The organism is Rheinheimera sediminis, assembly GCF_004005375.1.
Classification (GTDB): Bacteria; Pseudomonadota; Gammaproteobacteria; order Enterobacterales; family Alteromonadaceae; genus Pararheinheimera.
Genome location: NZ_RZUF01000010.1, coordinates 21,860 through 36,705, shown reverse-complemented (window position 1 = coordinate 36,705; position 14,846 = coordinate 21,860). Strand labels below are relative to the sequence as shown.

At 48.6% G+C, this 14,846-nt stretch carries 7 protein-coding genes; 4 read left to right on the top strand and 3 right to left on the bottom strand.

Going from position 1 to position 14,846, the window contains the following annotated elements:
• Positions 1-3: 3 nt before the first annotated feature.
• The 3 genes from panB (at position 4) to EMM73_RS08115 (ending at position 10,509) form a co-directional block, all read left to right on the top strand.
• Entirely contained in the window at positions 4-795 is a 792-nt protein-coding gene (gene panB / locus EMM73_RS08125; protein WP_008897234.1) for a 3-methyl-2-oxobutanoate hydroxymethyltransferase, read from the top strand.
• A gap of 12 nt (positions 796-807) precedes the next feature.
• On the top strand, positions 808-1,650 hold the full coding sequence (gene panC, locus EMM73_RS08120) for a pantoate--beta-alanine ligase (RefSeq protein ID WP_127685949.1): 843 nt from the start codon (positions 808-810) through the stop codon (positions 1,648-1,650).
• A gap of 135 nt (positions 1,651-1,785) precedes the next feature.
• Positions 1,786-10,509: a GH36-type glycosyl hydrolase domain-containing protein gene (locus EMM73_RS08115; protein ID WP_127685948.1), complete on the top strand. Its 8,724-nt coding sequence runs from the start codon at positions 1,786-1,788 to the stop codon at positions 10,507-10,509.
• A gap of 1 nt (position 10,510) precedes the next feature.
• On the opposite strand, the gene EMM73_RS08110 is transcribed toward EMM73_RS08115, so the two are convergent.
• Both EMM73_RS08110 and EMM73_RS08105 read right to left on the bottom strand, forming a co-directional pair.
• Positions 10,511-10,918 (bottom strand): GFA family protein, encoded by a 408-nt coding sequence (locus tag EMM73_RS08110; protein ID WP_127685947.1) that lies wholly within the window; start codon positions 10,916-10,918, stop codon positions 10,511-10,513.
• A 29-nt stretch (positions 10,919-10,947) separates the two neighbouring features.
• Positions 10,948-11,145 carry a PspC domain-containing protein gene (locus EMM73_RS08105; RefSeq protein ID WP_127685946.1) on the bottom strand — a complete coding sequence of 66 codons (198 nt, stop codon included), beginning with the start codon at positions 11,143-11,145 and terminating at the stop codon, positions 10,948-10,950.
• Positions 11,146-11,454: 309 nt separating this feature from the next.
• On the opposite strand from EMM73_RS08105, the gene EMM73_RS08100 reads away from it, so the two are divergent.
• Complete coding sequence (locus EMM73_RS08100) at positions 11,455-12,915, top strand: YolD-like family protein (RefSeq protein ID WP_127685945.1); 1,461 nt, start codon at positions 11,455-11,457, stop codon at positions 12,913-12,915.
• A 72-nt stretch (positions 12,916-12,987) separates the two neighbouring features.
• Here the strand turns inward: EMM73_RS08100 and panP are convergent, their stop codons facing one another.
• Positions 12,988-14,628, bottom strand: coding sequence for a pyridoxal-dependent aspartate 1-decarboxylase PanP (gene panP / locus EMM73_RS08095; RefSeq protein ID WP_127685944.1), 1,641 nt, complete (start codon positions 14,626-14,628; stop codon positions 12,988-12,990).
• Positions 14,629-14,846: the final 218 nt, after the last annotated feature.

Here is a 14,846-nt window from a genome sequence, read left to right as displayed (position 1 = left end):
AAAATGGCAAAAATTACCACTGCTCAATTGCTGAAGTTGAAACAAAAAGGCGAAAAAATTACCGCCTTAACGGCCTATGATGCCAGTTTCGCTAAATTGTTTGCCGATGCCGGAGTTGAAGTCATTCTGATTGGTGACTCTTTGGGTATGGTGTTACAGGGCCATAGCGATACTCTTCCTGTAACCACAGCTGAAATTGCGTACCACACCCGCTGCGTCCGAGCTGGTGCGCCTTTGGCTTTTGTCATTGCCGATATGCCTTTTATGAGTTATGCCACAGTGGAACAAGCGATGCAAAACGCTACACCACTGATGCAAGCCGGCGCTAATATGGTCAAGCTCGAAGGTGGTGATTTCTTATTGCCTACCATCAAGGCACTGACTGAACGTGGTATTCCGGTTTGTGGCCATTTAGGCTTAACTCCTCAGTCTGTGCATGTATTTGGTGGTTTTAAAGTCCAAGGCCGCGATGAACAAGCCGCTGATTTAATGGTGCAACAGGCAATAGCCTTGCAGGAAGCCGGTGCTCAGCTTTTGGTGGTTGAATGCATTCCTTCGGCTTTAGCTGAACGTATATCCAAAGCTCTGGTGATACCAGTGATTGGCATAGGTGCGGGCAAAGAAACGGATGGTCAGATTTTAGTGATGCATGACTTATTAGGCATCAGCTCTGGCTATATTCCAAAATTCTCCAAGAACTTCCTGCAGGAAACCGGCGAAATTAAACAAGCCATCGGCAAATACATTCAGGATGTAAAACAAGGCCAGTTTCCTGGTCCAGAACATAGCTTTTAAGGTCAGCTTCCTATGTTAATGATTCAGGATATAGCCCAGCTACGTGCTTTAATACGTCAATGGCGTCAAGCTGGCGAACGTATTGCTTTTGTGCCCACCATGGGCAACTTGCATAAAGGTCATTTGCAGTTAGTAGACACGGCGAGGCAACATGCCGACAGAGTCATTGTCAGTATTTTTGTCAATCCAATGCAGTTTGGTGCCAATGAAGATTTGGACAAATACCCCCGCACTTTAGAACAGGATTGTCAGGGTTTAACTGAACATGGCGCAGATGCGGTGTTCACTCCTACACCACAACTGATCTACCCCAGGGGTTTGGATGTGCAGACTTATGTCGAAGTGCCGCTCTTGGGCGATTATCACTGCGGCGCCAGTCGTGCCGGGCATTTCCGTGGTGTATCGACCATAGTCACCAAACTATTTAATCTGGTACAGCCTGACATCGCTTGTTTCGGTCAGAAGGATTATCAGCAACTGGCTATTATCCGCCAGATGGTGATTGACCTCTCTATGCCTATTGAAATCATTGGGGTTCCCACAATCAGAGCTGAAGATGGTTTGGCATTAAGTTCTCGCAATGGTTATTTGACAGCAGAACAACGCGCTACAGCACCGGCTTTGTACCGCACTTTACAGTGGATGAAACAGCAGTTAAATCAAGGCTTCAGCGATTTACGTACTTTGGAGCAACAAGCAAAACAGCAACTTGCTGCTGCTGGTTTTAAAGCGGATTACATTAATATCTCCAATCGCCAGACCTTAGTACCAGCGACAGATACCACTGCTGCATTGGTGATACTGGCGGCTGCTGCTTTGGGCAATACCCGCCTGATTGATAATATCGAAGTTTAAAATGTGGTCAGATCACATTGTTAACTGTTAACAATGTGATCTGACTCCGTTGTTATAGTCTGTACGACAACGAACTGAGAAAAAACCTCTGCTGTTCTAGCCTGTTAGCCTTCTCCTCAAGCAGGCTTTCGCCTTATGAATTCATTTCTGCATACAGCCTCTGGTTATGCCCAACTCTTTTGGCCGGAAAAAAATGCTTTAATCTGGCAGGATACAAACCCGGTTCGTGCTGAGTTATTTAGTGTGGAGCGGCTTGAGCAACACGCAATAAGTCTGGCCACAGAACAGCGGATCCTCAATAAAAGACAAAGTGCTTCAGGCTGGCGTGACTGGCAAAGCCCGTTACATACCCGATTGGACAGCAATGCAACTGTGCTGCTTGCCGCCTACCGCGCCAGTGCCGCAGAACTTACAGCAGGTCACGCTATAGTTCCTGCCGCTGAATGGTTACTGGATAACTACCATCTGGTGGATCAGCAGATCAGGGAGATTTATGATGATCTTCCTGTAGGTTTTTACCGGCAGTTGCCCAAACTTCAACAAGGCCCTTTTGTCGGCTATCCCAGAGTTTTCGCTATAGCCTGGGCTTTTATTGCCCACACCGACAGTCACTTTGACCCTGTTATTTTGCAACGCTTTTTAAATGCCTATCAGCAAGTGGATGTACTGACTATTGGCGAATTATGGGCTGTTGCTATTACCTTACGCATAGTACTGATTGAAAACTTACGCCGCTTAACCGATCAAATCAGTCTGGGTTTAACAGACAGAGCCACTGCAGACCAACTTGCTGATCAATTGCTGCGACCCGATACCAGTCAACAAGCCCTGCACTCTTATATCAGCACTTTGGCTGACAAAGCACTAAGTCATACCTTTGCGGCTCAATTGGCTAAACGTTTACGGGGACAAGATCCTCACAGCACCCCGGCTTTGCATTGGCTGGAACAAAGGCTATTGCACCAACGCAGCAGTATTGAATTGGTAGTGCTTTATGCACAGCAACGGCTGGGCGCTTCTAATGTCAGCGTGCGTAATGTTATGACCAGTATGAGACGTATCTCCGCGATAGACTGGTCTGAGTTATTTGAGCATGTCAGTCTGGTCGATAGGTATTTGTGCCAGCATAGCGCCATCCCTGTTTGTCAGAACTCATCTGCACCCAGCGCATATGCAGCAATGGATTTTACCAGCCGGAATTTATACCGCAGTGCGATAGAGCAATTAGCACGTGGTGCTGACTTGTCCGAATTTGATGTAGCCAGAGCAGCTGTAGAAATGGCTTTATCCGCAGAAGCTGGGGTAGATCCGGTCCAACAAGCACGAGAAGCCGATCCTGGTTATTACCTGATTAGCGCTGGCCGTCTGAAATTTGAACATCGAATTGGCTTTAAGGCAGCTTCAGGCTTAAAACTGCACAGAGCTTTGGCCGCTATAGGTCTGACCGGCTACTTATCCACATTGGCTCTGCTTACTTTGGTTTTTTTAGCTCTGGCCTCGCTGCTGCTGTCTGGATACGCTGATTATACTTTGTGGTGGTTGCTGCTCATTCCTCTGGCGTTGTTACCAGCCAGTGAACTCGCCAGCACCCTGCTGCAGTGTTTTATAACCCGCTCAAAAATACCCAGCTTGTTACCTGCTTTGGATTTAACGGCTGGTGTGCCCACAGCATTACGCACTTTGGTCGTTGTGCCTTGCATGCTAAGCCATGCAGCCGATGTACAGGAATTAGTGTCACGGCTTGAAGTCCATTACCTCTCTTCTGGCGGCGGAGATTTAAGCTTTGTGTTATTAACAGACGGTCTGGATGCAGTAGAGCAGGAGTTGGCAACAGATCAGCCATTGCTATTGCTTGCCAGTCAGTTGATAGCGCAGTTAAATCAAAGCTACCCAGCAGGCCCTGCAGGTCCAGTGTTTTTATTGTTACATCGACGTCGTCTATGGAACAAACAAGAACAGCTCTGGATGGGCTGGGAACGAAAAAGAGGCAAGTTGGCAGAGCTTAATCTATTGCTGCGTGGGGCGACCAATACCAGCTTTATGGATGGGTCTGTCGAATTACCGCTGTTATCCAACAAAGTTCCAACCGGCGTCCGTTATGTCATTACCCTGGATGCAGACACCCAGTTACCCAGAGATGCTGCAGTGCGAATGGTGGCTAAGCTGGCTCATCCGTTAAACCGGGCTCAGTTTTGCCCGGAACAACAACGAGTGATCAGCGGCTATGGCCTGTTGCAGCCAAGGGTGACGCCGGCTCTGGCTTGTGGTCAACAAGGTTCGGCTTATCAGCGGCTGTATTCAGGCCCTGCAGGTTTAGACCCTTACGCCGCAGCTGTTTCGGATTTGTATCAGGATCTGTTTGCTGAAGGCTCTTTTACGGGCAAAGGTATTTATGATGTGGATGCCTTTAGCGCTGCTATGGCCGGTCGTGTGGCTGACAATACTATGCTCAGTCACGACTTATTTGAGGGTATCTATGTTCGTGCTGCTTTAGTCTCTGATATTGAAGTGGTCGAGGATTTTCCGGCTCGTTACGATGTTGCGGTCAAACGCCAACACCGCTGGACCCGAGGTGACTGGCAACTATTACCATGGTTAATAGGTTGCCCGCCCAGGCAGCAGAATCCATCATCAACGCCACAGCAATTGCCGCCGCTTGGACGCTGGAAGATGCTGGATAATTTACGCCGCTCTTTAGTGCAACCGGCCTGCTTTATTTTATTGTTGTTATCTGCTTTGTTGCCATTTTCAGCCGCGGTTTGCGCTTTGCTAATAATTGCTTCTGCGTTGATGCTGCCTGCTTTATTGCCCTGTAGCCTGAATCTGTTACCGCACCGTAAAGGTATTCAATGGCCGAACCATCTGAATAACCTGCTGACAGATTTCAAACTGGCCTTGAGTACAGGTCTGCTGAGTCTGGTGTTTCTGGCTGACCATAGCTGGCGCATGCTGCATGCTATTGGCATTACTTTGTTTCGTCTGCTGGTGAGTAAAAAACATCTGCTGCAATGGACCACAGCGGCGCAAAACCAACGCGATTCCAGCTTAACCTTGCCCAGATATTATATGTTGATGGGCACAGCTGCACTGCTGGCCTGTGCTGGCCTTGGTTTTCTGCTCTGGCTGAATCCGGCCAACTGGCCATTATTTTTACCTTTACTACTGCTCTGGTGTGCAGCTCCTGTAGTGGCTTTGGCGTTAAGTAAAGCTTTTCGCATCCAACCCGACTTACAGCTGTCCGCACTTCAGGAAACTGAACTGCGTCTGATCGCCAGACGTACCTGGCGTTATTTCGAGCGTTTTGTCACGGCAGAAGACCATATGCTGCCACCGGACAATTTCCAGCAACAGCCGCAACCTGCAATAGCCCACCGCACTTCGCCAACCAACATTGGCATGTATCTGTTGTCTGTCGCTGCAGCACGGGATTTTGGCTGGCTTACCACAGGTCAGGCGATACAAAGATTGGAAGCCACTTTTGCGACTATGAAGCAACTTCGTACCTGCCATGGTCACTTGTTTAACTGGTACGATACCCGTGATTTACGCCCGCTTGAACCTGTTTATATCTCCTCAGTGGACAGCGGCAATCTGGCTGGCCACCTGATTGCTCTGGCCAATGCCTGCGATGAATGGCAACAGCAGCTCTGCAGCACGGCCGCCATAACAGGTTTATGCGATAACTTAGCTCTGGCGCAGCACAGCCTGCAACAAGCTCCTGAAGCCATGCTGCAAAGCCAAAGTGGTTCGCAGCTACAGGCTATTCTGAGTCAGCTGAATATAGTGCTGCAACAGCCGGATTGCCTGCAGCACCAGCCAGAGCAATTAACGGAACTCTGCCAGCAAGCCTTGCTGCTTGCCAGTGCACGACAAAGCCTTACCTTTCAACGTGACACAGAGCAGCAAAAGTCAGCACAGCACAGCCTGGTCTTTTATTTACAGGCATTGCAACAGGCTTTGACAGAACAGCTGGTACAACTGCATTTGACCGCCGCAGAGCAACAACAGCAACTAGTGCAGCTACAGCAGCTGGCAATAGAGTCGCGCCAATTTGCCATGGCGATGAATTTCGCCTTTTTTATCGACCCGGAGCGCAATTTATTGTCCATAGGTTATGCGGTGGAAGAAAACCGCATGGATACCAGTTGTTACGATCTGCTGGCCTCTGAGGCCAGGCTTGCCAGTTTATTTGCCATAGCCAAAGGCGATGCAGACAGCAAACACTGGTTCCGTTTAGGCCGCGGTGCTACCCCTCTGGGTTATGGCTCAGCTTTATTATCCTGGTCAGGTTCTATGTTTGAATACCTGATGCCTTCGTTGGTGATGAGAGCTGCTGCTGGCAGTTTGCTGGAGCAAAGCAACAGACTTATTGTTGAACGGCAAATCAGTTATGGCCGTCAGTTGGGTATTCCCTGGGGTATTTCCGAATCGGCTTACAATGCCAGAGATTTGGAGTTTACCTATCAGTACTCCAACTTTGGTGTGCCTGGTCTGGGTTTAAAACGTGGTTTGGCGGAAAACAAAGTGATAGCGCCCTACGCTACTGCATTAGCCACTATGGTCAATCCTGTAGCCGCCTGTGCCAATTTCGAGTTGTTAAAACAGTCAGGCGCTTTGGCCGATTATGGCTTTTTTGAAGCCATAGACTATACCCCTGCCCGCTTACCGGACGACACCTCTTTCGCTTTGGTGCAAAGTTTTATGGCGCACCACCAGGGTATGACCATAGTGGCCATAGCCAACACCTTGCAACAGGGCCTGATGCGCGGCCGCTTCCACCGTGAACCTATGATCCAGGCGTGTGAGTTGTTATTGCAGGAGCGACTGCCACGTTATGTCGCCATAGCTCACCCCAAAGCTGAAGAAGTCAGTATTGCCGCCAACTCTGCTGCTGCACAGCAACTGACAGAACGCAGACTACATGCGGCTGCTTCTGGCCCACCCTGTAGTCATGTACTGTCCAGCAGCGGTTATGCTGTCATGTTAACAGCCGCAGGCGCTGGTTACAGCCGCTGGGGCGATATAGCCATCACCCGTTGGCGCGAAGACAGCAGCAGGGATCCCTGGGGCGCTTTTGTGTTGTTGCGGGATAAACAAAGTGAGCAAATCTGGTCCAGTACCCTGACGCCAGACCTACCGGCTCTCGCCAGTTCCGATCACTCCACTTTCAGTCAGAACACAGCTCCTGTGGCTATCTTCAGCGAAGATCATGCCGAGTTCAGCCGTCAGTCTCATAATCTGACCTGCACTGTCGAAGTGGTCCTTTCGACCGAACATCATGGCGAAGTCAGACGGGTTTCACTGATCAATCACAGCTCCTTCTGCCGGGATATTGAATTAACCTCCTATGCAGAAGTGGTGTTAGCCCCTGTCAGCACAGACAATGCCCATCCTGCTTTTGCCAAATTGTTTGTCCAGACCGAGTTTGTCGCCGAGTTTGGCGCTTTAGTTGCCACTCGCCGTTTACGTTCAGCTGATGAAACTGCTGTGTTTGCCGCTCATTTTGCTGTGGTAGAAGGTGAGATTTGTGCGCCCTTGCAGTACGAGACCAACAGAGCCTTATTTTTTGGTCAGGGCCATCAGTTGATGGACGCAGCGGCTATGCAAAATAAGCCTCTGACCAACAGTAGTGGTACTGTGCTTGATGCAATTTTTTCCTTGCGCCAGTCAGTACGTATAGCTCCAGGCCAGGTCTGCCGGGTGGCATTCTGGACCTTAGTGGCTTCATCGCGGCAGGAATTGCTGGATATGGTCGATCAACATAATGAACGCAGCGCTTATGATAGAGCCTGTACTTTGGCCTGGACTCAGGCTCAGGTGCAATTGCGCCATCTGGCCATCACCGTTGCTGAAGCTGCTGATTTTCAAAGACTGACAGGTCCGCTTTTATACAATGATCGGCGCTTTAGAGCCTCAGGCGCCGCTATTACAAGAGGTGCAGCAGCCCAGTCAGGCTTGTGGCAACATGCCATTTCCGGCGATTTACCTATAGTGCTGCTGCATATCGATGATATCGAAGATTTGTCTGTGGTACAGCAACTGCTGCGGGCCCACGAATACTGGCGCATGAAACAGCTGGCTGTAGATTTAGTTGTTATCAATGAAAGAGCAGCGTCTTATGTACAGGAATTACAAACGGCCATTGAAACCCAGGTGCGCAGCAGTCAGAGTAAACCCAATCTGGGCTTACGTTTAGCAGGAGGCAGTGTATTTTGCCTGCGCGCAGATTTAATGACAGTCGAATCCAGAGCTCTATTAGCAGCCGTTGCCCGTGTTGTGCTTTATGCAAACCGCGGTAGTCTGGCCACTCAGTTAAGCCGGATCCCCGCTGCTACAGCTGAACCTCTGAGGCTCAATACCACTAAAGCAGCCCGACTGCCTGAGCAGGAGCAAAAGACCGAGCCACAACTGCAGTTTTTTAATGGCTTGGGGGGCTTCAGCGCAGATGGTCGCGAGTACCACACCCAGATGCTGCGGCATCAACGCCCTCCTATGCCCTGGATCAATGTAATTGCTAATCCGGCTTTTGGCTTTCAGGTTTCCACTTTGGGCAGCGGTTACAGTTGGTCGGAAAACAGCAGGGAAAATCAACTGACCCCATGGTCAAACGACCCCGTGACTGACCCTTGTGGTGAAGCTTTTTATATACAGGACCAGGGCAGTTCTGAACTGTTAAGCCCAACAGCTCAGCCGATCAATGACGGCGGTTTGTATCGGGCCTGTCATGGTTTTGGTTACAGCCAGTTTGGCCATCAGGCCGCAGGTATAGACATGCAATTACTGCAATATGTACCAGTGGCTGATCCTGTGAAAATATCGCGCTTAACTCTGACCAATAACTCAGCTCAAACACGAAATTTAACAGTCACAGCTTATACCGAGTGGGTCCTGGGTAGAGACCGCAGCGCCAGCAGTGCCTTTTTACAAAGTTCTATGCATCAGGACAGTCAGACCATGTTACTGTCCAATCCATGGAATACAGCTTTTGCCGGTCGTATCGCTTTTGCCGCTTTAAGCCATCACAGCACTGCTCAAGCCTCTGCGGATCGGCTATCGGGCTGGACAGCGGATCGCACCGAATTTATTGGCAGAAACGGCTCTTTGGCGAGCCCACTGGCTTTAAGCTGTACACAGCCTTTGTCCAAACGCAGTGGAGCAGCCTTAGACCCTTGCACCGCACTGCAACTCGAACTCAGTCTGGCCCCGGGAGAAAGTTCTGAACTGGTATTTTTACTGGGGCAATCGGCAGACAGCCAAAGTGCTACTGCTCTGGTACGGCAATATCAGCAGTTGGATTTACAGAATGCATTACAACAAGTGAAAGACTTCTGGCAGCAAAAGCTGAACTCTGTGCAGGTGAAAACACCGGATCCGGCGATGAATATTATGCTGAACGGCTGGTTGTTGTATCAAACCATAGTCTGTCGGCTCTATGCCAGAGCCGCCTTTTATCAGGCCAGCGGCGCTTATGGTTTTCGCGATCAATTACAAGACAGCATGGCACTGAGCTTTGCCGACCCGGTTTTTGCACGTCAGCATTTGTTAAAAGCCGCAGGGCGACAGTTTATTGAAGGCGATGTGCAGCATTGGTGGTTGCCCCATTCAGGCGCTGGTGTACGCAGCAGGATTTGTGACGATAAAGTCTGGTTAGTCTTTGCCTGTGCCAGTTATATCCAAAGTTCAGGTGATCAGGCGGTACTGGATGAGCAACTACCCTTTCTGCAAGGCCCTGCACTGACGGCCGATCAGCACGATGCTTTTTATCAGCCTATGCCATCAGACCATAGTGCGTCTTTGTTTGAACACTGCGCCCGCGGCTTAGATCTTTGTATTGCTCAGACAGGGGAACTTGGTTTGCCCTTAATGGGCTCTGGCGACTGGAATGACGGCATGGATTTAGTGGGTGCAGAGGGCAAAGGCCAAAGTGTTTGGCTGGGCTGGTTAGTGCTTGCCAGCATTAAACTGTTTTTGCCTTTTGTTCCCACGGATGAGCAGGACAGAACCAGCCGCTGGCAGCACTATGCCAAGAGATTAATACAAGCGCTGGAACAGCATGCTTGGGACGGCGAATGGTATAAAAGAGCGACTTTTGATCAGGGTAGCTGGCTTGGCAGCAAGGCATCACCTGAATGTAAAATTGATTCTATTGCCCAGTCCTGGGCCGTGTTATCTGCAGCTGCACGCCCCGACAGAGCCAAAGTGGCGATGGCTTCCGTTAGTCAGCATTTAATCAACACAGCACAAGGTTTGGCACTGTTGTTCAGCCCACCTTTTGAGCATATTGAACCCAACCCTGGTTATATCAAAGGCTATCCGGCGGGTTTACGCGAAAACGGTGGCCAATACAGTCATGCCGCCATGTGGGCTATTTTTGCCTTTGCGAAGCTGGATCAGGCGGAAAAAGCCACTGAGCTGTTTAGTATGCTCAACCCCATTCAGCATGCGCTGACACCAGAAGCTGTGGCTCGTTATCAAACCGAACCTTATGTGGTTTCTGCCGATATCTATTCAGTTGAGCCTCATAACGGCCGTGGAGGCTGGAGTTGGTACACTGGAGCTGCAGCCTGGATGTACCGCTCTGGTATTGAAGCTATTTTAGGGCTAAGCAGAAAAGGGCAATGGCTGCAGTTTGCGCCTTGTATTCCATTTGCGTGGCCGGGCTTTAGCATTAGCTTGTCAGTTGCCGGTACTCTGTATCAACTGGAATTGCAGCAACATCAGTCTGCAGCTTCAGTTAGGTTAGATGGCAAAGACATAGCTGCAGACCCAGCCTATTACAACGTGGGTATTTTGCAGTTACCTTTGGATGGCAAACCCCATCAGTTGGTCTGGTCTATAGCTTCTGTTACGCAGCTATGAATCAGTGTCTGCCGGGTTCATGGCTATCATAGCGGGGCAAATCTGCATCCAGATTGTCCCAGCAGGCTTTTGACGAGACAAAGTTATGACTTATGGGTCGCTCAGTAATAGCAGAATCCAGTATGCCCAAACGAATGCGGATCCGATTCGGATCTGCAGCGTTTGAGCTATATACAGGAGAACCACAACGGGAACAAAAATGCCGTTGCCTGCCTTGCTGTAACGAAAACGCATTGAGCAGCTCTTTGCCTTGCACCAAACTAAATTCAGCACTTAACACAAAACCATTAGTGGCATAGGCTGTGCCGCTGGATTTACGACACAAGGAACAGTGACAATGAATAATGTCAGTAATAGAGCCACGAATTTCAACTTTTACAGCGCCGCAAAGACATTGACCTGAATACATAATTTACCCTTTGCTGAACTGATATCAGCTCAGAGGCTGTGTTTTTTTGGCATCACCAACCATAAAATGATGTAAACAAAAAAACCAGGAAAAGCTGCTGATAACACAGACAGCAATACATAAACCAGACGTACTCCGCCTTTGGACCAGCCAAAATACTCAGCTATACCACCACAAACTCCTGCAATCATCTTGTCATTAGATAAAGCTAAGGTTTTCGTCGACATCAAAACGCCCTCCTGCATTCAGCAATATCTTAAGTTACTACCGCACTGCCGACTAAGCAATGCCTGAAGATGTAAGCAACTGTGTAGCATAGTTCCCTCAAGCTCTAGGACTATACTAAATAACCTGATGTGATGGTCGGGCTCTGGCTGGCCTGGCTTTGGAACCTTAATAGGTCTCTTTGGCTGCAGTAAATCATCTTGCCGCAGCCGAAAAAATGTTAAATTTGTTACAAAATAAAGTCCAGCTGATATTGCGATAGCATAAACAGAGCTATAGCATTGTATTTCTTCAATAAAATGGACTTTATAATGGGACACAAATCAATACCTTTGCTGGTATCAGCTCTTATCACGCCTTTACTATTGACAGCATGTGGCGGAGGCAGCACAGAGGGCGCAGCGCCACAAACTCCAATCAAGGATGGTGGTAACCCTGTCGTTGCAAAATCAACTATCAAAGGCAAAGTCATAGACGGTTATGTCCGTGGTGCCACGGTCTGGCTTGATATCAATGCCGATAAGATCCGAAATGCAGACGAGCCTTCAGCTATCTCAGGGCAAGCTGGTTCCTATATCCTTGAACTGACCGAAGCACAACGGGAGTGTGTGGCTTATTCGACTATTTACGTGGATGTCCCGGTCGGAGCCATAGACGAGGACAGCGGCGTGGTGACCCAGGCTTATCAAATGTCTCGTCCACCTTTACTTGCGGCTCCCACAGTAGAGGACGTTCTGAACATATCCCCGCTGACCACTGTATTGAGTGAGCAGATCCTGGAAAAATTTTCTCCTCTGGGTTCAAGCCCCAGAACTTGTTCTGAGCTTAAAGCAAACAGACAGCTGGTTCAGGATTTTAAATATGAGTTAAAGGTTTTATTCACTAACTTTGTGCAAAGATACAACCTTTCTGAACAGCAAATTTATGCTGATTTTATTCAGACAGCGGACCAGGCCAGTTATCAGCTGGCCCAGGTGATAGTCAAAGGACTCAAAGCAAGTTTCAGTTACCGCCAGCAACTGAAAACTCAGCACCCTCAGGCAAGTTCTATCCGCACTCTGTTTTATCAGGACAAACAAAGTAGCGAGCCAGGCCACTGGTACAGAGAAACCAGTCTCTGGTTTGATAGCAGCTACAACTATGAATTAGTGATCATGTCTGATGATCTGCAGACTGTACTGCGCCCTGTCTATGTAAGAGAAACCAAAGACAGCAGCTGGGGCAGCGGAATTTATAGTCTGAGCCGGGACAGATCCAGTTACAACGGTACTGATTATGTCTGCAGTGCCCAGGAAGCGGTTCGCTTCACTGCTCAGCAAGTACAGTATGAACTCAACAATTTATCTCAAATTCAGACGGTGTCTGATCTAGCTTTATGCACAGAGCCTAACTTTGAACCTGCATCCAGCAGGTATTACTCCATCAACTACACAAAAAATGGCATCAATTACCATACTCGCTTCACTATTTTGCCATCAGACAGTGAATTTTCCGCCTTAAGTGGCTGGAGCCAGCTGAGCTCCAAAGCTGGTATTCTGGACCCTCAACAGCTAATCAACAGAGCTGAAGTCTCTGGTTATCGCTTTGACGAAGAGGTTACACTGAATGTCTACGACTGGTACAAAAGATCAACAGATGACAGCAGCGGCCAGCGCATTCAGATTGATCGTTGGAAGGACGGCCACTGGCTAAAACTGAGTTATAAAGCAGATAACACTTATAGTAAGGAATGCAGCACTGATGGTGTGGTCTGGGTCAGCTGTCAGATTTAACTAACCTGATGCAATGGTACTAATAGTTCGCCAGCTGCAGCACCGCAGCTGGCGAGTTACTCAAAGCTGTAATCAGCTTTCTTTCGCCAATTGTAGCAATTTCGGCAGGAACTCTTTATCCAGTGCAGCCACTTGCTGCTGCTCCTCCAGCACATCAAATAAAATTTGATCTGTTGTCAGAGGGTTCGCCAATACGACACGAAACACCACTGTATCCTGGCGCTGATATCGCTCTGGTTTAATCCGGGTACGGGAAACAAAAGAGCGGCCCTCTTCCCTTTGCGTTTTCTGGATAAAACGGGTTAAACCGTTCAGTAATTCATTAAACTTCAGCAGTTTCTCGGCAGAAGCTACAGCCATAGCGCGCTGCACTTGTGCTGGTACATAACGATAAGTTAATAAACAAAGCTCAGGTTCAGTGATTAGCTCAAACTCTGCATGGTCTTTAATTAAACTGGCAAAATATCGCGCTTTATCCAAACTGCGATTGATCAGAATTTCATATCCCTGACGGCCAATCACCTGTAAGCAGGCATGCACCAACATCGCCATACCAGGGCGTGAACCTTCCAGCGTCTGACTGCCTAAATCTTTGGAGCCTTTACGCAAAATGTATTCGGCATGATGTTCTATCGCATGGGCCGAAGATGGGTGCTTAAACACCACCATACCAGCCCCCATAGGCACATACATTTGTTTATGCGCATCGATAGTGACTGAATCTGCTCTCTCTATGCCACTTAGCAAATGACGGTATTTATCCGACAACAGTGTAGCGCCCCCCCAGGCCGCGTCCACATGGAAATGACAGCCCAATTCAGCGGCTAAATCGGCTAAATCATGCAACGGATCGACGTTGCCTGTTTCGGTCGTGCCAGCTACACCCACTATGGCCATTACTTTTATGTTTTTGTCGTTCAGCTCGCGGCTAACCCGGCGCATTTCATCGCTTTGTACTTTGTTATTGGCATCGGTTTTTACCGGCACTAAAAACTCACGGCCAATACCCAAAATATCTGCAGCTTTGCCTAAAGAATAATGACCGCGCTCTGAGACTAAAATGGCTAAACCTTCATAGCCATAATATTTCATAGCGCGAAACAGGCCTTCTTTCGCCACACCTTTAAAATCACCATCTGCTTTTAATAAGCGGTTACGGGCAATCCAGAGCGCCGTGATATTGGCAATGGTGCCGCCGGAACAAAAAGCACCGAGCGAATGATTGGCGCTGTGCATCCATTTTTTATAAAAGCTGTCACCTTCGCCATACACCAAGTGGTGCATCATGCCGATAACCTGACGCTCTAACGGAGTAAAGGCTTTGGAGGTTTCGATTTTCACCAGATTCTGGTTTAAACCTACCATCATTTTTGATAGCGGCAAGACAAAATATGGCAAAGCCGACGTCATATGGCCGATAAAGCTTGGCGCAGCTGTATGTACTGAATGGGCCACCAGCTTCTCCATCATTTGCTCAGCATAATCTGAGACAAACTTTGGTTCAGACGGAATTTGGTGGGCCTGAAAATCACGCTCGATTTGCCACAGTGGTTTTTCCACAGCAACAATGCTCTCGCGCAAAAATCCAGCCAGATTTTGCGAAATATTCTGCTCTATGATACTTAAGGTCGAGTCCGGAGCCTCTGGCACAGTAAATATCCGCCACAAAGCCTCTTCAGACGCTGTAGCTTGGCGCTTGTTTGATTCTGTCATTCGTATCCTGTCTCACCGGGGTCACATTATCGGCTTATAATTTTGTGTTTTCGGGCCGTAAAATCAGTAAGTCAAAAAGGAAGTCACTGTACTAAAAGCCCCTTTAAATGTCTTTAAAAAATTTCATCTGTAATGTTTCTTGCTGCTATCTGCTGTAAAGAGCGGCAAAAGAGCGGCAAAGCGGCAAAAAACACTTAGTGTTTTGCCTACTGCAGTTT